Source organism: Azospirillum aestuarii, assembly GCF_016632405.1.
Classification (GTDB): domain Bacteria; phylum Pseudomonadota; class Alphaproteobacteria; order Azospirillales; family Azospirillaceae; genus Azospirillum; species Azospirillum aestuarii.
In genome coordinates, this window is sequence record NZ_JAEPIV010000004.1 from 1 (window position 1) to 24,683 (window position 24,683).

At 68.0% G+C, this 24,683-nt stretch carries 23 protein-coding genes; 18 read left to right on the forward strand and 5 right to left on the reverse strand.

Annotation, left to right across the window (positions count from 1 at the left end; genetic code table 11):
• On the forward strand, positions 1-2,608 hold a 2,608-nt coding region (locus JJL56_RS33040; RefSeq protein ID WP_425599127.1), incomplete at its 5' end, for a beta strand repeat-containing protein.
• Between the two features lie 45 nt (positions 2,609-2,653).
• Positions 2,654-3,379, forward strand: a complete 726-nt coding sequence (locus JJL56_RS11155) for a SapC family protein (RefSeq protein ID WP_200485164.1) — start codon at positions 2,654-2,656, stop codon at positions 3,377-3,379.
• An 89-nt stretch (positions 3,380-3,468) separates the two neighbouring features.
• Here the strand turns inward: JJL56_RS11155 and JJL56_RS11160 are convergent, their stop codons facing one another.
• Positions 3,469-4,176, reverse strand: coding sequence for a hypothetical protein (locus JJL56_RS11160; RefSeq protein WP_145624672.1), 708 nt, complete (start codon positions 4,174-4,176; stop codon positions 3,469-3,471).
• Between the two features lie 154 nt (positions 4,177-4,330).
• A complete protein-coding gene (locus JJL56_RS11165) occupies positions 4,331-4,702 on the reverse strand; it encodes an Rrf2 family transcriptional regulator (RefSeq protein ID WP_200485165.1) in 372 nt (123 codons plus the stop codon).
• A gap of 332 nt (positions 4,703-5,034) precedes the next feature.
• On the opposite strand from JJL56_RS11165, the gene JJL56_RS11170 reads away from it, so the two are divergent.
• Positions 5,035-6,489, forward strand: coding sequence for a TrkH family potassium uptake protein (locus JJL56_RS11170; RefSeq protein ID WP_145624668.1), 1,455 nt, complete (start codon positions 5,035-5,037; stop codon positions 6,487-6,489).
• Here JJL56_RS11170 and JJL56_RS11175 read toward each other — a convergent pair.
• Positions 6,464-8,095: a lysylphosphatidylglycerol synthase domain-containing protein gene (locus tag JJL56_RS11175; RefSeq protein ID WP_145624666.1), complete on the reverse strand. Its 1,632-nt coding sequence runs from the start codon at positions 8,093-8,095 to the stop codon at positions 6,464-6,466. The two genes, JJL56_RS11170 and JJL56_RS11175, sit on opposite strands and share 26 nt — an antisense overlap.
• A 106-nt stretch (positions 8,096-8,201) precedes the next feature.
• On the opposite strand from JJL56_RS11175, the gene JJL56_RS11180 reads away from it, so the two are divergent.
• The 6 genes from JJL56_RS11180 (at position 8,202) to JJL56_RS11205 (ending at position 14,620) form a co-directional block, all read left to right on the forward strand.
• Positions 8,202-8,441: a hypothetical protein gene (locus JJL56_RS11180; protein WP_145624664.1), complete on the forward strand. Its 240-nt coding sequence runs from the start codon at positions 8,202-8,204 to the stop codon at positions 8,439-8,441.
• A gap of 132 nt (positions 8,442-8,573) precedes the next feature.
• Positions 8,574-10,562 (forward strand): BCCT family transporter, encoded by a 1,989-nt coding sequence (locus JJL56_RS11185; RefSeq protein WP_200485166.1) that lies wholly within the window; start codon positions 8,574-8,576, stop codon positions 10,560-10,562.
• A gap of 199 nt (positions 10,563-10,761) precedes the next feature.
• Entirely contained in the window at positions 10,762-12,408 is a 1,647-nt protein-coding gene (locus JJL56_RS11190) for a sensor domain-containing diguanylate cyclase (protein ID WP_247889366.1), read from the forward strand.
• A gap of 84 nt (positions 12,409-12,492) precedes the next feature.
• Entirely contained in the window at positions 12,493-12,867 is a 375-nt protein-coding gene (locus JJL56_RS11195) for a hypothetical protein (RefSeq protein ID WP_145624657.1), read from the forward strand.
• Positions 12,868-12,950: 83 nt separating this feature from the next.
• Positions 12,951-13,715, forward strand: coding sequence for a histidine phosphatase family protein (locus JJL56_RS11200; RefSeq protein ID WP_145624654.1), 765 nt, complete (start codon positions 12,951-12,953; stop codon positions 13,713-13,715).
• Between the two features lie 11 nt (positions 13,716-13,726).
• On the forward strand, positions 13,727-14,620 hold the full coding sequence (locus tag JJL56_RS11205) for an NAD(P)H-hydrate dehydratase (RefSeq protein WP_247891026.1): 894 nt from the start codon (positions 13,727-13,729) through the stop codon (positions 14,618-14,620).
• An 11-nt stretch (positions 14,621-14,631) separates the two neighbouring features.
• Here JJL56_RS11205 and JJL56_RS11210 read toward each other — a convergent pair whose 3' ends face one another.
• Together JJL56_RS11210 and JJL56_RS11215 are read right to left on the reverse strand one after the other, a co-directional pair.
• Positions 14,632-14,805 (reverse strand): hypothetical protein, encoded by a 174-nt coding sequence (locus JJL56_RS11210; protein ID WP_186452865.1) that lies wholly within the window; start codon positions 14,803-14,805, stop codon positions 14,632-14,634.
• Positions 14,806-15,126: 321 nt separating this feature from the next.
• Positions 15,127-16,434, reverse strand: coding sequence for an MFS transporter (locus JJL56_RS11215; protein ID WP_145624650.1), 1,308 nt, complete (start codon positions 16,432-16,434; stop codon positions 15,127-15,129).
• A 210-nt stretch (positions 16,435-16,644) separates the two neighbouring features.
• Between JJL56_RS11215 and cyoA the strand changes: the two genes are divergently transcribed.
• The 9 genes from cyoA to JJL56_RS11260 all read left to right on the forward strand — a co-directional run bounded on the left by cyoA (position 16,645) and on the right by JJL56_RS11260 (position 24,553).
• A complete protein-coding gene (cyoA, locus tag JJL56_RS11220) occupies positions 16,645-17,820 on the forward strand; it encodes a ubiquinol oxidase subunit II (RefSeq protein ID WP_200485168.1) in 1,176 nt (391 codons plus the stop codon).
• 13 nt (positions 17,821-17,833) lie between these two features.
• A complete protein-coding gene (gene cyoB, locus JJL56_RS11225; protein WP_145624644.1) occupies positions 17,834-19,840 on the forward strand; it encodes a cytochrome o ubiquinol oxidase subunit I in 2,007 nt (668 codons plus the stop codon).
• A 3-nt stretch (positions 19,841-19,843) separates the two neighbouring features.
• On the forward strand, positions 19,844-20,479 hold the full coding sequence (cyoC, locus tag JJL56_RS11230; protein WP_145624642.1) for a cytochrome o ubiquinol oxidase subunit III: 636 nt from the start codon (positions 19,844-19,846) through the stop codon (positions 20,477-20,479).
• On the forward strand, positions 20,476-20,871 hold the full coding sequence (gene cyoD / locus JJL56_RS11235) for a cytochrome o ubiquinol oxidase subunit IV (RefSeq protein WP_145624640.1): 396 nt from the start codon (positions 20,476-20,478) through the stop codon (positions 20,869-20,871). The genes cyoC and cyoD overlap by 4 nt, the downstream gene beginning before the upstream one ends.
• A complete protein-coding gene (locus JJL56_RS11240) occupies positions 20,868-21,602 on the forward strand; it encodes an SURF1 family cytochrome oxidase biogenesis protein (protein ID WP_200485169.1) in 735 nt (244 codons plus the stop codon). Before cyoD ends, JJL56_RS11240 begins: the two co-directional genes overlap by 4 nt.
• Before the next feature lie 183 nt (positions 21,603-21,785).
• Positions 21,786-23,060, forward strand: coding sequence for an ATP-binding protein (locus JJL56_RS11245; protein ID WP_145624638.1), 1,275 nt, complete (start codon positions 21,786-21,788; stop codon positions 23,058-23,060).
• Positions 23,050-23,583 (forward strand): response regulator transcription factor, encoded by a 534-nt coding sequence (locus JJL56_RS11250; RefSeq protein ID WP_200485170.1) that lies wholly within the window; start codon positions 23,050-23,052, stop codon positions 23,581-23,583. The genes JJL56_RS11245 and JJL56_RS11250 overlap by 11 nt, the downstream gene beginning before the upstream one ends.
• A gap of 126 nt (positions 23,584-23,709) precedes the next feature.
• Complete coding sequence (locus JJL56_RS11255; protein ID WP_145624634.1) at positions 23,710-24,063, forward strand: hypothetical protein; 354 nt, start codon at positions 23,710-23,712, stop codon at positions 24,061-24,063.
• A 205-nt stretch (positions 24,064-24,268) separates the two neighbouring features.
• Positions 24,269-24,553 (forward strand): HU family DNA-binding protein, encoded by a 285-nt coding sequence (locus JJL56_RS11260; protein WP_119507191.1) that lies wholly within the window; start codon positions 24,269-24,271, stop codon positions 24,551-24,553.
• The last annotated feature ends 130 nt before the right edge of the window (positions 24,554-24,683 follow it).

Here is a 24,683-nt window from a genome sequence, read left to right on the forward strand (position 1 = left end):
GAACGGCGCCCAGGCGCTGACCGTCAACGGCAGCGGCGCCACGCAGTTCAACGCGGCGGTGGGCAACACGACGGCGCTCGCCAGCCTGACCACCGACGCCGACGGCACGACCAGCCTGAAATCGGTGACCGCCAGCGGCGCCCAGACCTACAACGACGCGGTCACCCTCGACGGCGCCTATCAGGCCGGCACGGTCTTCTCGGCGGCGCAGGCGGTGACGCTGGGCGGCGACAGCCGGATCACCGGCACCGGCGGGATCGTCCTCGCCTCGACCGTCGACGGCGGGCGGGCGCTGACGCTGACCAGCGGCAGCGGCGACATCCTTCTCGGCGGCGCGGTCGGCGGCACCAGCCGTCTGGGGGCGCTGACGATCAACGGCGGCGGCACCACCACCGTCACCGGCGCGGTGAAGGCGGCCTCGCTGGCCACCGACGCCACCGGGATCACCATCCTGAACGGCGGCAGCGTCGACACCACCGGGGCGCAGAGCTACGCCGACGCGGTGACGCTGGGGACCGACACCGTCCTCACCGGCACCCAGCTGTCGCTGTCCGGCGGCATCGACGCGGCGGAGGCGGGCCGTCAGGGCCTGACCATCGCCGGCAACGCGGCGATCACCGGCACCCTCGGCACCCGGCAGGCGCTGGCCGCGCTCACGGTCGGCGGCGAGACGCTGCTGAACGGCGCCACGGCGGTCACCAGCGGGGCGCAGACCTACGGCGGCGCGGTCCGTCTGACCGGCAGCCCGTCGGCCCTGACCGGCACCGGCGTCACCTTCGCCGGGACGCTGGACGGCGGGCAGGCCCTGACCGTCACCAGCGGGACCGCCGACGCCGTCTTCGCCGGCGCGGTCGGCGGGACGGAGCGGCTGGGCGACCTGACGGTGAACAGCGCCGGCCAGACGCGCTTCGCCCAGTCGGTCCGCGCGGCCTCGGTCGTCACCGACGCGGCGGGAACGCTGGCCCTGAACGGCGGCAGCGTCGACACCACCGGGACCCAGACCTATGGGGAGCGGGCGGTGCTGGGGACCGACACCCGCCTGACCGGCAGCACGGTCGTGCTGGCCGGCGGGCTGGACGCCGCCACCCGCGGCGGGCAGGGGCTGACCATCGCCGGCAACGCCGTCGTCAACGGCACGGTCGGCGGCACCCAGGCGCTGAGCCGCCTGTCGGTGACCGGCATCGCCGCCCTGAACGGCGGCGCGGTGACCACCGTGGCGGAGCAGAGCTACGACGGTGCGGTGACGCTGGGGACCGACACCGTCCTGACCGGCGGCACCGTCTCCCTGCTGAACGGCGGCAACGCCGCCAACGCCGGGGCGCAGGGGCTGACGGTCGACGGCGAGGCCATCCTGGCCGGAGTCTTCGGCGAGACCGGCGCCCTGCGGCAGATCGCCGTCAGCGGCGGCACCCGCCTGAGCGGTGCCACCGTCACCACCACCGGGGCGCAGCGCTTCGGCGGCGCCCTGACGGTGGCCGGCGCCAGCGCGCTGAGCAGCGCCGGCGGCGACCTCGTGTTCGGCGGGGCCGTCGACAGCGCCAACCGCTCCGCGCTGTCGCTGAACGGCGCGGCCATCCGGGCGTCGGGCGACATCGGCGCATCGGGCCTGATGGGCGACGTCACGGTCCGCACCTCGGGCGGCGTCTTCTACGACGGCGCGGTGACCGTGCGTTCGCTGAGCCAGACGACCGGCGGCGAGAGCCGCTTCGCCAAGGCGCTGACCGCGACCGGGACGGACGGCCTCCGCCTGACCGGCGCCGGCTTCACCTTCGGCGCGGCGGTGAACAGCGCGGGCTCGCTGGCTTTGGTCACGACGGATGGGGCCGGCACGGTGACCTTCGGGCGCGATGCCACGGTTGTCACGGAGGGGGGCTTTACCCAATCCGGCGGATCGGGCATTGTTCTGCCGGCCAGCATCACGGCCAAGAACGGCCCGATCACGCTGGGCGCCATGGCGTCCCTGCCGGACGGTCAGGCGTCCATCACGGCGGGCGGCCCCATCACCATGGCGGGGCTCCAGGGCAAGGCCACCATGCTGACCATGGCGTCCGACGGCGGGGCGCTGCTCATCGGACAGGAGACCGGGACCGCCTTGCAGAAGATCGACGTGCTGAGCCTGACCGTTCCCAAGGCCGGTTCCGCCCGGATGTTCGGCACCGTGGCCGGCAAGACGGACGCGTTGGCCGCCAGCGCGATCGACAGCCCGCTGCGGGCCGCCCCGTACTTCATCAACAACACCCCCTGGGGTCCGACGCAGCAGGTCAGCCGGGTCGCCGCCACCGTGGTGGTGGTCGTCCCGGTTCCCAGCACCCCCGGCGTCACCAGCCTGTTCACCGGTACGGTGACCGGTGCCGGGCTCACGCCGAACGCTCTGGCCGCCTACGCCGCGCCGCAGGTTCTGTCCCTGGCCGGCACGACTCCGTCGCTGACCGGTGCCGGAGCTCAGCCGGAGGTTCTTTCGACCGGCTCCGGGACAGGCGGTTCGGGAAATGGGGCTGGAACCACCCCGTCCACCACCCGCGCCGGCGCGCAGCCGGAGGTTCTGACCAGCGGCCCCGCGCCGTCGGGCACCGGCAACCAGCAGACGGACAAGGAGGAGGCGCGCTGAGGCGCGCCTTCCCCCGGCAGACTTTTACCCTTTGGATAGTGAACGATGACCAACCCGACCCTGCCCCTGTTCTACAAGAGCCCCCGCCCGCTGGTGGCCGCCCGCGACGCCGATCTGTCGCTTCGCAGCGAGCCGAACTTCGCCTTCGCGGCTGCCACCAACTCGGTGCCGCTGATGGCGGCGGAGTTCCCCGCGGCCTGCAAGCAGTTTCCGATCCTCTTCTCGGACGGCCCGGTGGTCCAGCCGGTGGCGCTGCTCGGGCTTCGCAGCGGTGAGAATCTGTTCGTCGACGCGAACGGCGCGTGGGAGGAGGGGGCCTACATCCCCGCCTACGTCCGCCGCTATCCGTTCATCTTCCTGGAGAGCGAGGACAAGTCCCAGCTCACCCTGTGCATCGACGAGGCGGCGGACGCCGTCGTTCCGGGTCGGGACAATCCCTTCTTCGTGGACGGGCAGCCCTCCGCCCTGACCAACAACGCCCTGGAGTTCGTCAAGGAAGTCCAGGCCCAGAACGCCTTCACCACGCAGTTCGTCGAGGCGGTGGTCGCCGCCGGCCTGATGTCGGAGAAGCGCGCCGACATCACCCTGAACAACGGTGAGCGGCTGAGCCTTGCCGGCTTCAACGTGATCGACGAGGCGGCCTTCAACCAGCTTCCCGCCGAGACGCTGGTGGAATGGCGTGACCGCGGCTGGCTGGGGCTGGTCTACGCCCACCTGATCTCGGTCAGCAGCTGGTCGGGTCTGGTCGACCGCCTCGCCCTGCGGGGCTGATGCGGTCCGGTCTGGTCCGCCGGAAACGGAAAGGGCGGCGCCACGACGGCGCCGCCCTTTTTCCTTTGCGGACCGGCGAAGGCCGGCGGTCAGAAGCCCTTCTCGATCTTGAAGACGTCCGGCTCGTTCGGCTTCTCGATGTAGGAGAGCTGGAGCGACGGCGGCAGGGCGGGGGTGTCGTCCGAGGGCTTCGCCGGAACCGCGAGGGTCAGCAGGCTCATGCGCCCCTGGCTGTCGGTGCCGCGGAAGACCACCACCTGCGATCCGTCGCCGACCGGCGCGTTGAGCAGCATCCCCTCCTGCCGGTAGCCCTGCGCCACGAAGTAGTTGCGCAGCGCGTTGGCCGCGCCGACCAGGGCGTTGGGATCGACCTTCGGATTCACCGCGCCGCCCCACAGGATGTTCACCTGGAACAGCTTCTGCGTCGAATGGCCGAGGATGTAGGCGACGACCGCCGGGCCGGCGCCGGTCTGCAGGTCGTCGACCTTCACGATCAGGCTGGTGGTCTTTTCCGTCGCGTTGGTTTCGCGGCGGATGTCCTTGCCCTCGATCTTGAAGTCCTTGGCGATGGCCTTCGCGACCTCGTCACCGGTCATGCCGAAGCGCGCCGAGCGGAAGCCGGTGACCTTCGCGGCGGGTGCCGCCTCGGCCGCAACATTGGGTGCGGTGGTCGGGGCGGCTTGCGCTGCGGGAGCGGGGTTGCGGTCCGTGGTTGCGGCCTGGGCCGCGCCCGCCAGGGCTCCGGCCAGGGCGAGGGCGGCAAGGGACAGCCCCAGGGCCGGTCGGTGAAACGGCATAATGGAAACTCCACAGAACATCGAAGCCATTCGGTCGGCAGATCAAGGCAATCGCAGCCGCTCGCCCCGATGAGGCGACGGGCCATACGCGCTCGTTTCGAACGGCAGTTTAGCAAAATCCGACCCTGTTTCGGGGCGAATTATGGCCGGACCGTCATGTCCTTTTTCCGACGCGGAACGCACCGGCGAAGTTCTGGATCTTGTCCGACGACACGGAGAGCAGCGCCTTCGTGATCGCCGCCGGACGTCGCGCCTGCGCGGATGCGATCTCGGCCACGAGGCGTTCCAGCGCCGGGGTCGCGCTGCGGTAGCGGATGCGATGGCCTGCGTCCGTGTCGATCACTCCAGCCTGTTGAAGATTCGCCAAGACCTCCTGGAGGATGAGCGTGCTGCTGCGCGATTCGCGAATGAGTTCGTCCGAATTCCATGCCCGACCCGGATCACGCCGTAAAATCAGCAGGATCTCCAGAGTCCATACCGTCTTGATCGAATGCTGAAGAAAGATCAGGGCATCGTCCGAAAGCACGCCGCCAGTCCATTGTCTGTTCCAGTTCCCTGCGGGTCCCGGCCATCCGGGAAGGCTCGACGATTTGAGCCGTACGTCCGGGCGGAGTGTGCACAGGATGTCCCCCGCCGTCCAGCCCCACGCCCCTCTTTGCGCAGGCGCATCCGGCCCGTTTCCAGACATCTTTCGGGGTATTGTCGTGCTCACTGGGTGAATTGACGGCGCATACCTGGCTCAAACCGGCTCTTTGGGCTAATCCGAAGGAAAAATCGCCGTACGGCGCGCTTCGTGAATGCCGAGCCGGGGCAATCGTGACAATTTAGGCGGCAATTCCGATCGGCTATGGCCTGTGCATGACTGGTTTTGACACCCGCCCCGTCTTCTTCATCATCGGCGCGCTTCTCAGCGTCCTGGCCGTTGCGATGCTGCTTCCGATGACCGCCGATCTGGCGGCCGGCAACCCGGACTGGATGGTCTTCGCCATCGCCTTCGCCCTGACGTTGTTCTTCGGCGTCCAGTTCATGCTGGCCAACCGCATGGACCGGATCGCATTGAACGTCCGGCAGGCCTTCCTGCTGACCGCCCTGTCCTGGGTCGTGGTGTGCGCCTTCGCCGCCGTGCCCTTCATGGTGTCGCAGATCGACCTGTCGGCCGCCGACGCCTATTTCGAGGCGATGTCGGCCTTGACCACCACCGGCTCCACGGTGATTTCCGGCCTGGACCGGCTGCCGCCGGGGCTCCTGTTGTGGCGGTCGCTGCTGCAGTGGCTGGGCGGCATCGGCATCATCGGCATGGCCATCGCCATCCTTCCCTTCCTGCGGGTGGGCGGCATGCAGTTGTTCCGCTCGGAATCCTCCGATCGGTCGGACAAGGTGACGCCGCGGGCCAGCGACCTCGCCATCGCGGTGGGCTGGATTTACCTGTGCCTGACCGCGGTCTGCACGGTGATGCTCTCCTATGCGGGGATGTCCTGGTTCGACGCCGTCAACCACGCGATGACCGCCGTGTCCACCGGCGGCTTTTCCACCCGCGACGCGTCCGTCGCCGGCTGGAACAGCCCGGCCATCGAGTGGGTCCTGGTGGTCTTCATGGTGTTGGGCGGCATGCCCTTCGTCCGCTTCATCAGCCTTGCCCAAGGGCGGGCGGCCAGCTTCTGGGCGGACACGCAGATTCGCTGGTATCTGGGCTTCCTGGCCGCGGCGTCTTTCGGCCTTTCGGTCTGGCTGACCCTCACGCGGGGCGTGCCGTGGGACGACGCCATCCGCGTGACCACCTTCAACGTCGTCTCGGTTGTCACCACCACCGGCTATGCCTCCATCGACTACGAGCGGTGGGGACCGATGGCGTCGGTGGTCTTCTTCATCCTGACCTTCGTCGGCGGCTGCACCGGATCGACCTCGGGCGGGATGAAGATCTTCCGGTTCGAGATTCTCTTCATCGTGCTGCGCGCGCTCCAGCGTCGCCTCTACAGCCCGAATCTGGTGATCCCACTCAACTACAACGACAAGCCGGTCAACGCCGACATCATGATCTCCGTGATGAGTTTCGGCTTCGTCTACCTAACGTCGGTGGTCATCGTCGCCTTTGTGTTGGGGTTCCTGGGGGTGGATCTGGTGTCGGCCCTGTCGGGGGCGGCGACGGCGGTCAGCAACGTCGGCCCCGGCCTCGGCCCGACCATCGGCCCCACCGGGAATTTCGCCACGCTGCCCGACGGGGCCAAATGGGCGCTGGCCGCCGGCATGCTGCTCGGGCGGCTGGAGTTCTTCACCGTCCTGGTCGTGCTCAGTCCGTCCTTCTGGCGGCGCTGAGGGGGGCTGCGCTTTTCTCCTCCCGCTCCTCCGGGTCGCGGCTGGCCGCCGACACCAGATGGGCCAGGGCGGCGCCGAGCGCGATCACCCCGACCGCCACCGACGCCCGCAGGAAGCGGGAGGCGTCCCCGTGCAGCGTGAAATGCCACCACAGCTCGTCGCTGAAGGCGATGTGCTTGTAGGAGAACAGGCCCAGCCAGAAGGCGCTGGCCAGCGCCACGCCGGTGGCGATGAACCAACTCGGCGTCAAGGGATTGCGCAGGATGTTGCCGCGGCGGTGGAACTCCTTGCGGGCCGGCAGCAGGGCCAGGAAGATCAGCCCCGGCACGATGGCCTCCGGCCAGTCGCCGCCCTTGAGAAGCGCCGAGACGCAGCCGGTCGCCAGCAGCACCAGCGACAGCACCCAGGCGGCGTGCAACCGCCGCTGCACCGCGTGGGCCAGCAGGATCAGCAGCACCCCGGCGACGCTGCCGGTGAAGTGCGACATCTCCACCAGCGGCAGCGCCGTGGCGTCGAAGGGGGCGGGCAGCGTTTCCTCCGGCGTTGCGCGCGAGAACAGCAGGAAGGCCCCGGTGATGAAGATGCAGGCGGCGAGCACCAGCGGAACCGCCGGGCTGATGGCGGCGGAGATGCCCCGTGACAGGCCGCCGATGCGGCGCCGGGCCTGGAAGGCCTCGACCCCGCCGAACATCAGCCCGGCGATCACCAGCGGCGCCAGATAATAGATCAGCCGGAAGACCAGCAGACCCGCCATCACGTCGTTGCCGGGCATGGCCGGGGTCAGGCTGACCAGGACGATGGCGTCGAACACGCCCAGCCCCCCCGGCACATGGCTGATGATGCCGGCGACCAGCGCCAGCCCGAAGGCGACCAGAACGTCGGCGTAGCTCACCGCGTCGCTCGGCGGCAGGCAGAGATAGAGGACCAGAGCGGCCAGAGACAGGTCGCACAGCCCCAGCAGGAGTTGCCGAAGCGCGATGGACGGGCGGGGAAATGCGATGGCATGCCCGAACATCCGCAGCGGCCGGCGCAGCCAGAAGCCGCCCACCGCATAGGCCACCAGGATCGCCAGCGCCGCCAGCCCCAGCAGCGTGGCGCTGCCCGGCGGGACATGCAGCGCCTTCAGGGCCGTGGGGTCGATCAGCATGACCACCGGCATCACCGTCGCCAGCCCGAGCATGAAGGTGGTGACGACGAACAGCGTCACCTGCGCCACCTCCACCCCGCCCAGCCCATGCGGCGCGTAGAGGCGGTAGCGCACGGTCGCCCCGATGATGCTGGCGAAGCCCAGGCTGTGGCTGAAGGCGTAGCTGGTGAAGGCGGTGAAGGCCACCCAGCGGTAGGGCAGGGGCCGCCGCAGATGGCGCAGGGCCAGCAGGTCGTAGAGCGTCAGCAGCCAGTAGCTGACCGCCGCCGCCGCCGAGGCGGCGAGAAGCTGCACACCCGTGATGCGGTCCAGCGCCTGCCGGATGTCGGCGACGCTGTACTGCTCCAGCCAGCGGTTCAGGATGACCAGCGCCCCGGCCAGCAAGGCCAGGATCAACGCCCCCGTGCCGTAGCGCAGGAGCCGTTGGGTCCAGGTCGGTGGGCTTTCGGTGTGGGCCATGGCTGACAGGATCGCTCCGGGCGCCTAGGATGATGGGGCTTGGGACAAGAACAACACCGCGCAACGAAAAAGCGCATGGCCGGGCAGGGCCTTCGGGGGGCAACGGATGCATCTTGTGCTTTATCTCGCCACCGGCCTGTCGGGGACCAACACGCTGATCTTGCTGCTCGCCTATCTCTGGGACAGCTCGGTGACGCTGTTCGGCGGCGCCACGGGCTATGGCCTGCGGCCGGACGGCGTGTCCTTCACCCTGTCGCTGTTCACCACGGTCCTGCTGGCCTGGTACGCGCTGGTCCTGCGGCGGCGTCTGCGGTCGGAGCGGCGGAGGGACGAGCGTTTGCAGTGACCGGCCGCGGCGGCGGTTGCCGGAAGCATGAGCGCGGCCTTTTTATGGAAACCCCGGCCGGGTTGATCCGTTGTGTGGACAGAGACGCCGCGCCTCGGATTCGGGTGCGCCGCCCGAACCCGGAGAAAAGCCATGCACGGGATCAACAAAACGGTCTCCTTCACCGCAGGAGGGCTGATTCTCCTGTTTGTCTTTCTCGCCAGCGTCTTCACCGAGGCGTTCGGATCGCGCGTCTCGGCCCTTCAGTCCGCCATCGTCGGCAACTTTGGCTGGTTCTACATTCTGACCGTCGCCGGATTTCTCTTGTTCGCTTTCTGGCTGTTCTTCAGCCCCTACGGGTCCATCAAGCTCGGCAAGGACGATGACGAGCCGGAATTCAGCTACCTCACCTGGTTCGCCATGCTGTTCAGCGCGGGTATGGGGATCGGCCTGCTGTTCTACGGCGTGGCGGAGCCGGTGCTGCATTTCGCCAACCCGCGCGTCGGAGAGGCGGGAACCCCCGACGCGGCGCGGGAGGCGATGAATCTTGCCTTCCTGCATTGGGGGCTGCACGCCTGGGGCATCTACATTACGGTCGGCCTGTCGCTTGGCTATTTCGCCTATCGGCACGACCTGCCTCTGACCATCCGGTCGGCGCTCTACCCGCTGCTGGGCGACCGGCTGAGCGGGTGGCCCGGCCATCTGGTGGACATCGTGGCGATCGTCGGCACGCTGTTCGGCATCGCCACCTCGCTCGGGCTGGGCGTCATGCAGATCAACGCCGGACTCGATTATCTCGGGTTGGTCAGCGTGGGGACGGTCCAGCAGATGGTGCTGATCGCCGTCATCACCGCGGTCGCCACCGTCTCGGCGGTCAGCGGGGTCGGGCGGGGCATCCGCCGCCTGAGCGAACTGAACATGCTGGCCGGCCTTCTTCTGCTGCTGTTCGTCTTCCTGCTCGGCCCGTCGGTCTTTCTCCTCTCGACGCTTGTGGAGAGCATCGGGCGCTATCTGTGGACCCTGCCCTACACCAGCTTCCGCACGCTGCCCTACACCGGAGCGGAATGGCAGGCGAACTGGACGATGTTCTACTGGGGCTGGTGGATTTCCTGGGCGCCCTTCGTCGGCATGTTCATCGCGCGGGTGTCGCGCGGGCGTACCATCCGCGAATTCATCGGCGGCGTGCTGTTCGCTCCGGTGGCGTTGACCTTCGTCTGGTTCACCGTCTTCGGCGAGACGGCGATTCACATCGACATGTTCGAGGGCGGCGGCATGGCGGCCGCGGTCCAGGACAGCGTGCCGACGGCCCTGTTCGTCATGCTTGACCGCCTGCCGCTCAGCGTGATCACCTCGGCCATCGCGACGCTGATGGTCATCACCTTCTTCGTCACCTCCGCCGACTCCGGCGCCCTGGTGATCGACATCATCGGTTCCGGCGGCAACCAGGACCCGCCCATCGCCACGCGCATCTTCTGGGCGGTGCTGTGCGGCGTGGTGGCGGCGGTGCTGCTTCTGGTCGGCGGGTTGCAGGCGCTTCAGACGGCAGCGGTGACCACGGCGCTGCCCTTCGCGGTGGTCATGGTGCTGATGTGCGTCGGGCTGGTGACGAGCCTGCGGGCGGAGCGCCGGGCGGGACCGGACCGACGGGTGGCGCGGGTGCCCACCGCGTCGGAGGGCGGCGCGCCGGTGCAGCCGGTGGGCGACGCCGACTGGCGCCAGCAGCTGGCCGCCGTGGTCGGGCGCAAGGCGGCCATCACGGCGGCGGCCCCGCCCGGCGCCGTCGGGGCGCGGCGTGAGGTCGCCCGCTTCATCACCGAGACGGTCGAGCCGGCCTTCCGCGACATCGCGGCGGAACTGGAACGACTCGGCCGCCGCGCCGTCATCGAGGTGGGACCCTTCAACGCCGGGTTGGCCGTCCTGCGCGACGGAGAGGAAGAGTTCAGCTACGACATCCGCGCGCGGGCCTATCACCCGCTGACCTTCGCCTTTCCCGAGCTGAAGGCGGCTGATGAACGGTGGCAGATGCGCGTCGAGGTCATCCTGCGTGGTGGCCTGCACAAACAACTGTTGCCGGCTCTGGCCGGGCGGGAAGCAATCGTCCGCGACTTCGTGCAGGAGTATGGGAAGTGGAGGGGCTGGTGAAAGAGCGCGGCGTCTCGCGGTAGCAGGAGAAGCTTGTCTCGAATTATGCTAGAAAGCCGCTCGGTGCATTCTTCGTGCCGAGGCGGCGGCGACCACCATGGGTCATCAGGCAGATCAGAACCAGTCCGGGGTCGGCGCCCCCGGCGGGGAGTCGCGCGCGGCGGCGGGCCGCCCGTTGACGGCCTCAGTGACGGCTCCAATGACCGTTGCCGATCTTCCGCTGCTCGACGGATTGTGGGCGCCGGTCTGGCTGCATGACGGCGGCCGCGGGCGGATGGTCTGGGGCAACCGCGCCGCCTTGGAGCTGTGGAACGCCGCGTCGCTCGCCGACTTCCAGGCCCGCGATTTCGGCAGCCAGCCGGAGGGGGCGCCGCAGGCCGAAGGGGAGGCGGCGGCGGGCCGTTGGACCTTCTATCCCAAGGGCCGCCCGGTCACCGCCTGGGTGCGCCGCAGCGGCATGGCGCTGCCGGACGGGCGCCTGGGCATCCTGCACGAGGCGCAACTCGCCGCTCCATTGGCCGATCCGGGCCATGGCGGCACCGACACCGAGGCGCTCGACCGCGAGCGCGCCATGCTGCAAAGCCTGATCGATTCGATGCCGGACATCGTCTTCTTCAAGGACGTGAACGGCACCTACCTCAAGGTCAACCGGGCGATGCTCGACTATGCGGGGCGCCCGCCGCTGGGGCTGACCGACCACCGGCTGTTCGACGCGGAGACGGCGGTGCGGCGGCGGCGGACCGACCAGATCGCCATGCAGAAGGGTTTCTCCCGCAGCGAGGAATGGTTCGTCCACCCCGACGGGCGCCGCGTGCTGATGGAGACGGCGAAGGCCGTCTGCCTCGACCGCAGCGGCAAGATGCTGGGCGTCGTCGGCATCGCCCGCGACATCACCGAGCGGCGGCAGACGGAGAAGCAGCTTCTGCGGCAGCACGCCCTGTTGCAGGGGATCATCGACACCATCCCCGACGCCGTCTTCTTCAAGGACCGGGACGGCGTGCTGCGCAAGGCCAACCGCGCCTTCGCCTCCTGGACCGGGCGCCCCGTGGAGCAGTTGATCGGGCTGGACAGCCATGAGCTCTGGCCCCCGGAAATGGCCGACGGCATCCGCGCGGGCGACGCCTCGGTCTATGCCGAGGACCAGCCGCGCCGCAACGAGGAAGCGATCCCGCTGCCCGATGGAGCGACGATCTGGGTCGAGATCCTGAAGGCCCCGATCCGCGACGCCGGCAACGAGCTTCTGGGGCTGGTCGGCGTCGGACGGGACATCACCCTGCGCAAGGCCGCCGAGGAGGATCTGCGGCGGAGCGAGGCGGAGAAGGACCATCTCGCCAACCACGACGCCCTGACCGGCCTGCCCAACCGCCGCCTTCTCTTCGACCGGCTGGACGTGGCGCTGGCCCGGTCGCGGCGGTCCGGGCGCCCGCTCGCCTTGCTGTTCATCGACCTGGACGGCTTCAAGGCGGTCAACGACCGGATGGGGCACGATTGCGGGGACGAGGTGCTGCGCATCGCCGCCGCGCGCATCGCCGGCTGCCTGCGCCGCAGCGACACGGTGGCCCGCGTCGGCGGCGACGAGTTCACCGTCGTGCTGGAGGATGTGGCCTCCGCTGCGGACGCCGGTGGCGTGGCGGGCAAGATCGTGGAAGCCGTTGCGCTGCCCATCCCGGTGCAAGGGAAGACCGCCGCCATCGGCGCCAGCGTCGGCATCGCCCTGTTTCCGAGCGACGGGGTGGACGCCCGCAGCCTGCTGGTGGCCGCCGACGGCGCGATGTACCGCGCCAAGCAGGCGGGCCGCGGCACCCACATCTTCTACAAAGACGTTCGGCACAGGGACCTGGACTGAACGGGTGCGGAATCCGCTTGCGGAATCAGAACAAAAGAAGAACAATACCCACCTTGCCGGTTCTTCACGGGAGAGGATGGGATCATGTTCGTATGCGTCGATGGTGACCGCACCACCCGCCTGCGCCAGTGGGCCTGGCTTGACATCGGTGCCGGGGCGGGTCCCGGCGAGCGCCGCCTCGTCGGCTGGAGCGTCACGGACGAGGCGTGGCTCGTCTCCGAGCCCATCGGTGTCGTCGCCACCAGTCCGCTGGGTCGTCCGCCGGGCTGGGCGGTGACCGACAACCACCGCCGGTATCTGCTCGAACAGCCCGGCCTGCCCCATGGGGACGAGCCGCTGGCCGCCATCGACTGCCTGCGGGCGAACGGCAGCCTCGATCCGGCGGCTCCCATCAGCATCGTGCCCTGGCGCCCCGGCAAGTCCACCGCCGAACGCATCTTCGAGCGCCGGACGGCCTGATCGCGGAAAGACGCGCCGCTGCGTGACGGAACGGCCTTTTTCCCGTTGAAAGCCATGGTTGAAGCGGGAAGAGGTCGTTCACCATGCAGCAGCGCTGGCCGCAGAGGCTCTGGGTCGTCCGTCACGGGGAGAGCGCCGGGAACGTCGCGCGCGACGCCGCCTACGCCGCCGGGCTTGGGCGGATCGACATCGCCGAGCGCGACGTCGACGTGCCGTTGAGTCGGCAGGGGGAGCAGCAGTCCGAAGCGCTGGCGCGCTGGTTCTCCTCCCTGCCACCGGGGGAGCGGCCCGACGTGGTGCTGACCTCCCCCTATCGGCGCGCCCGCCGCACGGCGGAGATCATCCATGCCGGGGGCGGGCTGCCGGTCGAGCCCACGGAATTCGTGGTGGACGAGCGGCTGCGCGAGAAGGAGTTCGGCATCCTCGACCGGCTGACCGCCGTCGGCATCGCCCAGGAACACCCCGATCAGGCGGAGTTCCGCCGCATCCTCGGCAAGTTCTACTTCCGCCCGCCCGCCGGGGAAAGCTGGTGCGACGTCATCCTGCGGCTGCGCAGCGCGCTCGACACCATCAGCCTGCACCATGGCGGGCAGCGCGTGCTGGTGGTCAGCCACCAGGTCGTCGTGCTGTGCCTGCGCTACCTGCTGGAAGGCCTGACGGAGGAGCAGATCCTCGCCATCGACCGCGAGGGTGACGTGGCGAATTGCGGGGTCACCGAATACGCCTTCGATCCCGCCCAGGGGCACAGCGGCCGGATGCAGCTTCGCCGTTACAACTTCGTCGCCCCGCTGGAGGTGGCCGGGGCACCGCTGACCGCCGAACCCGACGCGAACGTGGCCGTGCGATGAGCGATTTTCCGATGAGCGATTCGATCCCGGTCACCCGCGACCTGCTGCGTGCCATTCCGCTGCCTCACCCCGGCGATGGCGCCGACAAGGACGGGCGGGGCCGGGTGCTGGTCATCGGCGGCAGCGTGGAGGTGCCGGGCGCCGTGCTGCTGGCCGGGACGGCGGCGCTGCGCGCCGGGGCGGGCAAGCTCCAGATGGCGACCTGCCGCAGCGTGGCCCCGCACCTCGGGCTCGCCGTGCCGGAAGCGCTGGTGCTCGGTCTGCGCGAGACGGCGGAGGGCGGCATCGCCCCCGACTGCGTGGACATGCTGTGCGAGCGGGCGGCCCGCTGCACCGCGGTGCTGATCGGTCCCGGCATGATGGACAAACGGGCGGTTTCCGACCTGACCGGCGCCCTGATCGCCGGGCTGGATGGGGAGGGCGGCCCTCTGCTGGTCATCGACGCGGAAGCGCTGATGGGCCTGGACAACGCCAACGCGGCGCTGTGCCGCCGCGACGGGCGGACCATCATCACGCCGCACGCCGGCGAAATGGCTGGACTGTCCGGTATCAGCCGGGAGGAGGTGGAGGCCGACCCGCCCGCCGCCGCCCGCCGCGTCGCCGACCGTCACAAGGTGGTCGTCGTTCTGAAGGGCGCCTGCACCCGCATCGCCACGCCGGACGGACGGATGTGGTCTTACGATGGCGGGAATGTCGGGCTCGCCACTTCGGGGTCCGGCGATACGCTGGCCGGCGTCATCGCCGGGCTGGCGGCGCGGGGCGCCGACCCGGCCCAGGCCGCGATCTGGGGCGTCCATCTGCATGGCGAGGCGGGCAACCGTCTGGCCCGCCGCGGCCCGCTGGGCTTCCTGGCCCGCGAACTGCTGGCCCAGGTTCCGGAGATCATGGCGGAGTTGGCGGTCTAAGACCGCCGGTCTCAGAACACCAGCTTGGCGGCTTGGTAGAGGACGACCCAGGGAGCGGCAATCAGCCCGCCCCACAGGGCGACCAGCGGTAGGCCGCGCAGCTTCTTCGCTGGGGCGGGAGCGGTGAGGGGGGGCGGGAAGGAAACGGTCTCGGTGGTGCCGACAGCGGGATTGTACTGGGACATGATGACCTGCCGATCTGTGTGTAAGGGCAGGATGCGCGCCGATCTCTTAACGACGATTAAAGTCGGGGGTAGCCGCCGCGTGGGATTCCGGCGTACCGCCGCCGGATGATTCGGCGCTTTTGAGTGGGAAATTATGAGTGCAATGTGGAATGGGCACTGTGTGGGGGCCTCTTCACCACAGAGACACGGAGTCACAGAGGTCCAATGCGTTCGCCGCGGCCCTCTGTGTCTCCGTGTCTCTGTGGTTCAGAAAGAAGCCTGTGTGACAGGGGGGCTGGAGAAACGCCCAAGACGCCTTTCTCCAGCCCCGCTCAACTCAGGTCATTTCGCCAGCGTCTTGTTGAGCCACAGGGCCAGCAACGTGCAGACCGCGCCCGACAGCAGATAGGCACCGGCCGAGAACAGGCCGTAGTTGGCCGACAGCACCAGCGCCACCAGCGGCGCGAATCCCGCCCCGAACAGCCAGGCGAGGTCCGAGGTGATGGCCGCACCGGTGTAGCGGTAGCGCTGGGTGAAGCCCGACGCGACCACGCCCGACGACTGGCCGAAGGACAGGCCCAGGATGACGAAGCCGATGATCATGAAGACCAGTTCGCCCAGTGGCCCGCCGTTCAGCAGCAGAGGCGCCACGCCGCTGAACACGGCGATGGCGGCGGCGCAGCTTCCCACCAGGGTGCGGCGGCCGATGCGGTCGGCGATCCAGCCGGAGGCGATGATGGCCCCCAACCCGAAGAAGGCCCCAACCACCTCGATCATCAGGAAGTCCGCCGGGGTATCCTGCGTGTAGAGGAAGATCCAGGACAGCGGGAAGACGGTGACCATGTGGAACAGCGCGAAGCTGGCCAGCGGGGCGAAGGCGCCCAGCACGACGCGCATGCCCTCGTTGCGCAGCATCTCGGTCACCGGGACCGGCTGAAGCTCGCGGCTTTCGAACAGGTGGGTGTATTCCGGCGTCACCACGATGCGCAGCCGCGCGAACAGCGCCACCACGTTGATGGCGAAGGCCACGAAGAACGGGTAGCGCCAGCCCCAGCTGAAGAAATCCTCCGCCGACAGGTTGCCGGCGAAATAGGCGAAGAGGGCGCTCGCCACGATCAGCCCGATGGGGGCGCCGAGCTGTGGAATCATCGCGTACCAGCCGCGGCGGTTCTCCGGCGCGTTCAACGCCAGCAGCGAAGCGAGGCCGTCCCAGGCGCCGCCCAGCGCCAGACCCTGGCCGATGCGGGCCGCCGCCAGCAGCCAGATCGCCGCCGCGCCGATCTGCTCGTAGCTCGGCAGGAAGGCGATGGCGACCGTCGAGGTCCCCAGAAGGAACAAGGACAGGGTCAGTTTGGCGCCGCGCCCGTGCGCGCGGTCGATGGCCATGAACAGCACGCTGCCCACCGGGCGGGCGACGAAGGCCAGCGCGAAAATCGCGAAGGACCACAACGTTCCGGTCAGCGGGTCAAGATAGGGAAAGACCAGCTTCGGGAAAACGATCACCGAAGCGATGGCGTAAACGAAAAAATCGAAGAATTCGGACGTCCGTCCGATGATGACGCCAATCGCGATTTCACCGGGATTCACCCTGTGGTCGCGGGCATTGACCAGCCTTGCGTCCCGTTCGGTCGCCGTGGTCGATGATCCCATGGTCCCCCCACCGTCTGGCAATTGCGTCGGAGGGAATTAAATAGGCACCGCAACGGCATTCTGCCACGCCCATGGGCGCATCGCATTGATGTGCGTCAATGGCTGCGCGGAATCGCGGCGCATTGGACAAATTGTCCAATGTCCGACCCGGCCCGTGGGGGTTAGCTCTTCGCCCAAATCCAAAGCGAACCCCTGCTGACAGGTCCTGCCTTGACCCGTTTCCGCGCCTTGGCCCTCCTGCCGCTGATGGCGGTATTGAGTGGCTGCAACCTTGTGGTGATGAGCCCGTCCGGCGACGTGGCGAGCCAACAGGCCAATCTCATCACCATTTCCACCCTCCTGATGCTTCTCATCATCATTCCGGTGATGGTGCTGACGGTGCTGTTCGCGTGGCGCTACCGCCAGTCGAATAGCACGGCCCAGTACGACCCGGACTGGGACCATTCGACGCAGCTGGAGCTGGTGATCTGGGCGGCCCCGCTGCTCATCATCATCTGCCTGGGCGCCCTCACCTGGATGGCGACCCACCTGCTCGACCCCTATCGCCCGCTCGACCGCATCGCCGCCGGGCGCCCGGTCCCGGCCGACACCAAGATGCTCGACGTCAACGTCGTGGCGCTCGACTGGAAGTGGCTGTTCATCTACCCGGAATACGGCATCGCCACGGTGAACGAGGTGGCCGCCCCGGTGGACCGCCCGATCCGCTTCAACATCACCTCCTCGACGGTGATGAACTCCTTCTACATCCCGGCGCTGGCCGGGCAGATCTACGCCATGGCCGGCATGGAAACGAAGCTGCACGCCGTCATCAACGAGCCGGGCAGCTACAAGGGCTTCTCCGCCAACTACAGCGGCGCCGGCTTCTCGCACATGCGCTTCACCTTCCACGGTCTGGCCGCCGACGGCTTCGACAGGTGGGTGGCGGACATCAAGGCGGGCGGCGGCAAGCTCGACCGCGACGGCTACCTCCAGCTTGAGCGCCCCAGCGAGAACGAGCCGGTGCGCCGCTACGGCGCCGTCGATTCGGGCCTGTTCAAGGCCATCGTCGGGATGTGCGTAGAGCCGGGCAAGATGTGCATGCACGACATGATGGCCATCGACGCCAAGGGCGGCCTCGGCCTGGCCGGCATCGACAACGTGATGCCGCTGATGCACGACAAGCTGTCCCGCCGCGGCACCGCGGTTCTCGGCCCGGCGCCGGTCTATGTGGCGGGCATCTGCTCGACCGAGGAACTGACCGGCCGCGCCGTCGAGTCGTCGCTCGGCGTGCTGAACGCTCCCGCCGACGAGTCTCCGATTTCCGGCGCGGGTCTGCCGCGCTCCTCCATCACGCCGATCTCCGCGCCCGCCTCCGTGTTCGGGCCGCGGCTGACGGCCAATCCCTGAGCGGCCAACCGCCATGCTAGACACATCGACCGTCGCCACCCATCCGCTCTTCGGGCGTCTGACCCTGGAGTCCTTCCCCTATCACGAGCCCATCGTGGTCGCGACCTTCGTCGCGGTCGTGCTGGGCGGCCTCGCGCTCGTCGCGGCGCTGAGCTATTTCCGGTTGTGGGGCTATCTCTGGAAGGAGTGGTTCACCACCGTCGACCACAAGCGCATCGGCATCATGTACATGGTGCTGGGCCTGATCATGCTGCTGCGCGGCTTCGCCGACGCCATCATGATGCGCCTCCAACAGGCCATCGCCTTCGGCGGCAGCGAGGGCTACCTCAACGCGCACCATTACGACCAGATCTTCACCGCCCACGGCGTCATCATGATCTTCTTTGTGGCGATGCCCTTCGTCACGGGTCTGATGAACTACGTGGTGCCGCTGCAGATCGGCGCCCGCGACGTGTCCTTCCCGTTCCTGAACAACTTCAGCTTCTGGATGACGGTGGGCGGTGCGGTGCTGATCATGGTCTCGCTGTTCGTCGGCGAGTTCGCGCGCACCGGCTGGCTGGCCTATCCGCCGCTGTCCAACATCGCCTACAGCCCTGAAACGGGTGTCGACTACTACATCTGGGCGTTGCAGATCGCCGGTGTCGGAACAACATTGTCCGGCATCAACCTGATCTGCACGATCGTCAAGATGCGCGCCCCCGGCATGACCATGATGAAGATGCCGGTCTTCACCTGGACGTCGCTCTGCACCAACGTGCTGATCGTCGCCTCCTTCCCGATCCTGACCGCCACGCTGGTCCTGCTGTCGTTGGACCGCTATGTCGGCACGAACTTCTTCACGAACGATCTCGGCGGCAGCCCGATGATGTACGTGAACCTGATCTGGATCTGGGGCCACCCGGAAGTCTACATCCTGATCCTGCCGGTCTTCGGCATCTTCTCGGAAGTCACCTCGACCTTCTCGGGCAAGAAGCTGTTCGGCTACACCTCCATGGTCTACGCGACGGTGGTCATCACGATCCTGTCCTACCTGGTGTGGCTGCACCACTTCTTCACCATGGGGTCGGGCGCCAGCGTGAACTCCTTCTTCGGCATCACGACGATGATCATCTCGATTCCTACGGGTGCGAAGATCTTCAACTGGCTGTTCACCATGTACCGCGGCCGCATCCGGTTCGAGCTGCCGATGATGTGGACCGTCGCCTTCATGCTGACCTTCGTGGTCGGCGGCATGACGGGCGTGCTGCTTGCCGTTCCGCCGGCAGACTTCGTCCTGCACAACAGCCTGTTCCTGATCGCCCACTTCCACAACGTCATCATCGGCGGCGTGCTGTTCGGCCTGTTCGCCGGCATCTACTACTGGTGGCCCAAGGCCTTCGGCTTCCGCCTGGAGCCGTTCTGGGGCAAGGTCTCCTTCTGGTGCTGGGTGATCGGCTTCTGGGTCGCCTTCATGCCGCTCTACGTCCTGGGCCTGATGGGCGTCACCCGCCGCCTGCGCGTGTTCGAGGACCCGTCGCTCCAGATCTGGTTCCAGATCGCCGCCGTGGGCGCCGTCCTGATCGCGGCGGGCATCGGTTCCTTCCTCCTCCAGATCGCCGTCAGCGTCTGGAAGCGCCGTGAGCTGGTCGACCGCACGGGCGACCCGTGGGACGGCCGCACGCTGGAATGGGCGACCTCCTCGCCGCCGCCGGACTACAACTTCGCCTTCACGCCGATGATCCACGACAATGATGCGTGGTGGGACATGAAGAAGCGCGGCTACAAGCGTCCGCTGGGCGGCTACAAGGCGATCCACATGCCCAGCAACAGCGGCACGGGCGTGATCCTGGCCGGGATCAGCGTGGTCCTCGGCTTCGCCCTGATCTGGTACATCTGGTGGCTTGCCGCGGTGAGCTTCGTCGCCCTGCTGGCGGCGGCCATCCACCACACCTTCAACTATCACCGTGACTTCCACATCCCCGCGGACGTGGTGGTGCGGACCGAGAACGAGCGGACCCGTCTCCTCTCCGGGCAGGTGTAAAGCATGAGCACGACCCTGACAGCCGAGCGGCCCCGCAGCCAGGCTCCGGCCTTCCACGTGGTGGACGAGCACGCGCACCCCGAAGGCTCCAGCACCATGCTGGGCTTCTGGATCTACCTGATGAGCGACTGCCTCATCTTCGCGGTGCTGTTCGCGACCTACGGCGTGCTCGGCGGCAACTACGCCGCCGGGCCGTCGCCCAAGGATCTGTTCGACCTGCCGCTGGTGGCGCTGAACACCGCCATGCTGCTGTTCTCCTCCATCACCTATGGCTTCGCCATGCTGGCGATGGAGAAGGGGCGGGTATCGCAGACCCAGCTGTGGCTGGCGGTGACCGGCCTGTTCGGCGCCGCCTTCCTGGCGATCGAACTGTACGAGTTCGCCCACCTGATCCACATCGGGGCGACCCCGCAGCGCAGCGCCTTCCTGTCGTCCTTCTTCACGCTGGTCGGCACCCACGGCCTGCACGTCACCTTCGGCCTCGTCTGGCTGGTGACGCTGATGGTGCAGGTCAACAAGCGCGGCCTGATCCCGGCCAACCGCCGGCGCCTGATGTGCCTCAGCCTGTTCTGGCACTTCCTGGACGTCATCTGGATCGGCGTCTTCACCTTCGTCTATCTGATGGGAATGCTGCGATGAGTTCTCACGCCGAACATCATGCCGGTCATCATGGTGCCGATCATCATGGTCACGGGGAGCATGAGGGCGCCCACGGGACGCTCGGCAGCTACGTGATCGGCTTCGTCCTGTCGGTGATCCTGACGGTCATTCCCTTCTGGCTGGTCATGGACGGGACGATTCTGGACAAGAACATGACCGCGATCGCGATCATGGCGCTCGCCGCCGTCCAGGTCGTCGTCCACATGATCTTCTTCCTGCACATGAACGGACGCGCGGAAGGCGGGTGGACCATGCTGTCGCTGATCTTCACGCTCATCGTCGTGGTCATCATGCTGGCCGGTTCGCTGTGGGTGATGTACCACCTGAACACCAACATGATGCCGATCCACGACCCGAGCCAACTGCCGTGACCGGCACGGCGACCCACCGTCCGCGCCGGGGGCTGATCCTTCTCGGCGTCCTGGCGCTGGCGGGGGTCGCCGTCTTCACGTCGCTCGGCGTCTGGCAGGTCGAGCGGCTGTTCTGGAAGCTGGATCTGATCCAGCGGGTGGAGGAGCGGGCGCAGGCCGCGCCCGTTTCCGCCCCCGGCCCGGAGGACTGGCCCGCCGTCACGGCGGCCAGCCAGGAATACCGGCGGGTCGGCGTCACCGGGCGTTTCCTCAACGACAAGGAAACCCTGGTCCAGGCGGTGACCGAGCGGGGCGGCGGCTTCTGGGTGCTCACCCCGTTGCGGACCGACCGTGGCTTCACCGTTCTGGTCAACCGGGGCTTCGTGCCGCCCGAGCGGCGCAGCACCGACAGCCGCCCCGGCGGGCTGATCGATACGGACACCACCGTCACCGGCCTGCTGCGGGTGACCGAACCGGGGGGCGGCTTCCTGCGCTCCAACGATCCCGCGCAGGACCGCTGGCACTCGCGCGACGTGGCGGCCATCGCCGCGGCCCGCGGCGTGACGGACGCGGCTCCCTACTTCATCGACGCCGAGGCCAGCCCGCAGGGCGGCTACCCGGTCGGCGGGCTGACCGTTCTGAAGTTTCCGAACAACCACCTCGTCTATGCGCTGACGTGGTTCGCCTTGGCTCTCATGGTGATCGCCGCGGCGCTCTATGTCGCGCGCAGTGAATGGCGGCGCCGGGGTTGAAAAAGTAATCTCTTTTTCTTCATGGTTTTTCGGCGTGCGAGAAGGGAACTATCGTGGACCCTTCCACCCGGCATTCTTGTGCTATCAAAACCGCCCTGATTCCATGGCAAGGCTGCCAAGCCGGGGCATCGTGCCCATATGAATGGGGACCGAAGGAAGCCGGCGAAGGGCCAGACGTTTTCCGTGCGCGACACCACCGACAAGAAAAACCTGTTCCTGCTGGTGCAGTTGCGCTGGCTCGCCGTCGCCGGGCAGGTGGTGACGATTCTGATCGTGCACTACCGGATGGGCATCACCCTGCCGCTCGACCAGATGGGTGCGGTGATCCTGTTCCTGGTCGCGCTGAACATCGCCAGCGTCCTGCATCTGCGCCGCCAGACCTCGGTGTCGAACACCCAGCTGTTCCTGGAACTGCTGATCGACGTGTCGGCGCTCACGGTCCAGCTCTACCTCAGCGGCGGCGCGTCCAACCCCTTCATCTCGCTCTACCTGCTGCAGATCACGCTGGGGGCGGTGCTGCTGGAGGCGTGGTCGGCCTGGGCGCTGGTGCTGGTCGCCACGGCCTGCTTCACGTTCCTGATCGGCGCCTACCGCCCGCTGGCCCTGCCGCCGGGGCTGGAGGGGCTTCTGCTGGGGCTGCACATCCAGGGCATGTTCCTGTGCTTCGTGCTGACGGCCAGCCTGATCGTCCCCTTCATCACCCAGATCACCCGCAACCTGCGCGCCCGCGACGCCCACCTGGCCGACCTGCGCCAGCGCTCCATGGAGGAGGACCACATCGTGCGCCTTGGCCTGCTGGCCTCCGGCGCCGCGCACGAGCTGGGGACGCCGCTCGCCACGCTGTCGGTGATCGTGAACGACTGGCGGCGGATGCCGCTGGTCAAGGGCGACCCCGACATGGCTGAGGACATCGCCGAGATGCAGAACCAGATCGACCGCTGCAAGGCCATCGTGTCGGGCATCCTGCTGTCTTCCGGCGAGGCGCGGGGGGAGGGCACGCTGCGCACCACCGTGACCGCCTTCCTCGACGATCTGGTGGAGGAGTGGAAGGCCAGCCGGTCCCCAACCTGCGTCGATTACGACAACAGCGTCCGCTCGCGCGAGGGGATCATCTCCGACCTCGCGCTGAAGCAGGTGATCTTCAACGTTCTGGACAACGCGCTGGAGGTGTCGCCCGGCTGGGTCGGCATCGCCGCCGGTCGGCAGGGGGACAGCCTCGTCCTGACCGTCAACGACGCCGGCCCCGGCTTCGAGGAGCGGATGCTGGCCGAATTCGGCAAACCCTACCGGTCGAGCAAGGGGCGGCCCGGCGGCGGGCTGGGCCTCTTCCTGGTGGTCAACGTGGTGCGCAAGCTGGGCGGCTCGGTCGCCGCGCGCAACCGCCCCGGTGGCGGTGCCTCCGTCACCATGACCCTGCCGCTCGCCGCCCTGTCCGCAGGAGAGAGCCATGGAGACTGACCCTTCCCTCGTCTTGGTGGAGGACGACGCCGCCTTCGCCAAGGTCCTGCGCCGCTCCCTCGAGCGCCGGGGCTATCAGGTTTACTGGTGCGACAGCCTGGACGGGCTGCGGGCCCTGCTGGAGACGGTGCCCTTCGCTTACGCGGTGGTGGACCTGAAGCTGGGCAACGGTTCCGGCCTGGAATGCGTTCGGGAGTTGCACGCCAACGACCCGGAGACGCGGATCGTCGTCCTGACCGGCTTTGCCAGCATCGCCACGGCGGTCGAGGCGATCAAGCTGGGCGCCTGCCATTACCTCGCCAAGCCGTCCAACACCGACGACATCGAGGCGGCCTTCGAGCGGACGGAGGGCGATCCCTCCATCGCGCTGGGCGCGCGGGCGACCTCGTTGAAGACGCTGGAATGGGAGCGCATCCACGAAACCCTGGCGGAAACCGGGTTCAACATCTCCGAAACCGCCCGCCGCCTGGGCATGCACCGGCGCACCCTGGCCCGCAAGCTGGAGAAGAAGCAGGTGCCCTGAGCCCGCTTTCCCCTGTCCAGTCGGTCAAAGTATGCGCATGGCCGCTGGACAATGGCCGCCACTCCGCCCATTTTTCACGGCCTGTTACAGTCGTGTGTCATACGCAGCAGCAAGGAGCAGTGTGAAGTGTCTCTTTCCACGTCGAGCAGCAGCCCCTCCGATCCGCGGACCGAGGCCCGCCGTCTTTTGACGGACGCCATCTCCACGTACCTTCAGTCGTGCAAGGATCTGGCTGCTGCGACCGAACGCGCGACCGAGACGAGCGGCAGCATCGACACCCAGGCCCGCCGCAAGGCTTACCAGACGCTGACCGAACTGGGCGATCAGGTCCGTCTCGCGCAGCGCCGCCTCGTCACCGCGGCCAAGCAGGCCCGCCGGGTCATGCCGGTGGCCGAGATCGAGGAGGTCGCCAAGAAGCTGGACAAGCGCGACACCACGGAAAGCGCCGCCGTGCTGGTCAAGGCCGCCCTGGTCAGCTGACGTCGGTTGGGGGAGGGCTCGCCTGTTCGGCATAGCCGAATCCGCCGGATTGGCGGGAAACGCCGAATTTTTGCGGGTCACAGCGTCGCGCCCGGTCGATTCCGGGCGGGAGCATCTTGCGCGCTGCGGCCTGTCAGGGTAGGTCAGAGGCGCCTGGAGCCCTGGAACATGCTGGGGTTCCGCCACGAACAAGGGGAATTTGGGAATGACGAAGGCCGATCTCATCGACGCGATCGCCGGCAAGCTGGGCGGCACGAAGGCCGACGCCGGCAAGGCGCTGGACGCGGTTCTGGAGAGCCTGCAGGAAGCGCTGGTCAAGGGGGAGACGGTCAAGCTGCCGGGCTTCGGCCAGTTCGAGATCGCCGAGCGGGGCGAGCGCACGGGCCGCAACCCGCAGACCGGTGCGGAGATCAAGATCGCCGCCTCCAAGGCGCCGAAGTTCTCCGCCGGCAAGGCCCTCAAGGACGCCGTCAACGGCAAGGCCGAGTGAGTTGCCTACCCTCTCCCCTCCGCTCACGCGCAAACAGCATGTTTGTGCTGACGTGACAGGCGGACCTTTGGTCCGCTGAAAGCGGCGAGAGGGTTGCCCGTGAAGCGGGCGGGTGAGGAGAATGCGCTTG

Bases quoted from the DNA above. Each gene is read 5' to 3' on its own strand.
- JJL56_RS11155 (WP_200485164.1), top strand. From the start codon at position 2,654: ATGACCAACCCGACCCTGCCCCTGTTCTACAAGAGCCCCCGCCCGCTG.
- JJL56_RS11160 (WP_145624672.1), bottom strand. From the start codon at position 4,176: ATGCCGTTTCACCGACCGGCCCTGGGGCTGTCCCTTGCCGCCCTCGCC.
- JJL56_RS11170 (WP_145624668.1), top strand. From the start codon at position 5,035: ATGACTGGTTTTGACACCCGCCCCGTCTTCTTCATCATCGGCGCGCTT.
- JJL56_RS11175 (WP_145624666.1), bottom strand. From the start codon at position 8,095: ATGGCCCACACCGAAAGCCCACCGACCTGGACCCAACGGCTCCTGCGC.
- JJL56_RS11180 (WP_145624664.1), top strand. From the start codon at position 8,202: ATGCATCTTGTGCTTTATCTCGCCACCGGCCTGTCGGGGACCAACACG.
- JJL56_RS11185 (WP_200485166.1), top strand. From the start codon at position 8,574: ATGCACGGGATCAACAAAACGGTCTCCTTCACCGCAGGAGGGCTGATT.
- JJL56_RS11190 (WP_247889366.1), top strand. From the start codon at position 10,762: ATGACCGTTGCCGATCTTCCGCTGCTCGACGGATTGTGGGCGCCGGTC.
- JJL56_RS11195 (WP_145624657.1), top strand. From the start codon at position 12,493: ATGTTCGTATGCGTCGATGGTGACCGCACCACCCGCCTGCGCCAGTGG.
- JJL56_RS11200 (WP_145624654.1), top strand. From the start codon at position 12,951: ATGCAGCAGCGCTGGCCGCAGAGGCTCTGGGTCGTCCGTCACGGGGAG.
- JJL56_RS11205 (WP_247891026.1), top strand. From the start codon at position 13,727: ATGAGCGATTCGATCCCGGTCACCCGCGACCTGCTGCGTGCCATTCCG.
- JJL56_RS11210 (WP_186452865.1), bottom strand. From the start codon at position 14,805: ATGTCCCAGTACAATCCCGCTGTCGGCACCACCGAGACCGTTTCCTTC.
- JJL56_RS11215 (WP_145624650.1), bottom strand. From the start codon at position 16,434: ATGGGATCATCGACCACGGCGACCGAACGGGACGCAAGGCTGGTCAAT.
- cyoB (WP_145624644.1), top strand. From the start codon at position 17,834: ATGCTAGACACATCGACCGTCGCCACCCATCCGCTCTTCGGGCGTCTG.
- cyoC (WP_145624642.1), top strand. From the start codon at position 19,844: ATGAGCACGACCCTGACAGCCGAGCGGCCCCGCAGCCAGGCTCCGGCC.
- cyoD (WP_145624640.1), top strand. From the start codon at position 20,476: ATGAGTTCTCACGCCGAACATCATGCCGGTCATCATGGTGCCGATCAT.
- JJL56_RS11250 (WP_200485170.1), top strand. From the start codon at position 23,050: ATGGAGACTGACCCTTCCCTCGTCTTGGTGGAGGACGACGCCGCCTTC.
- JJL56_RS11260 (WP_119507191.1), top strand. From the start codon at position 24,269: ATGACGAAGGCCGATCTCATCGACGCGATCGCCGGCAAGCTGGGCGGC.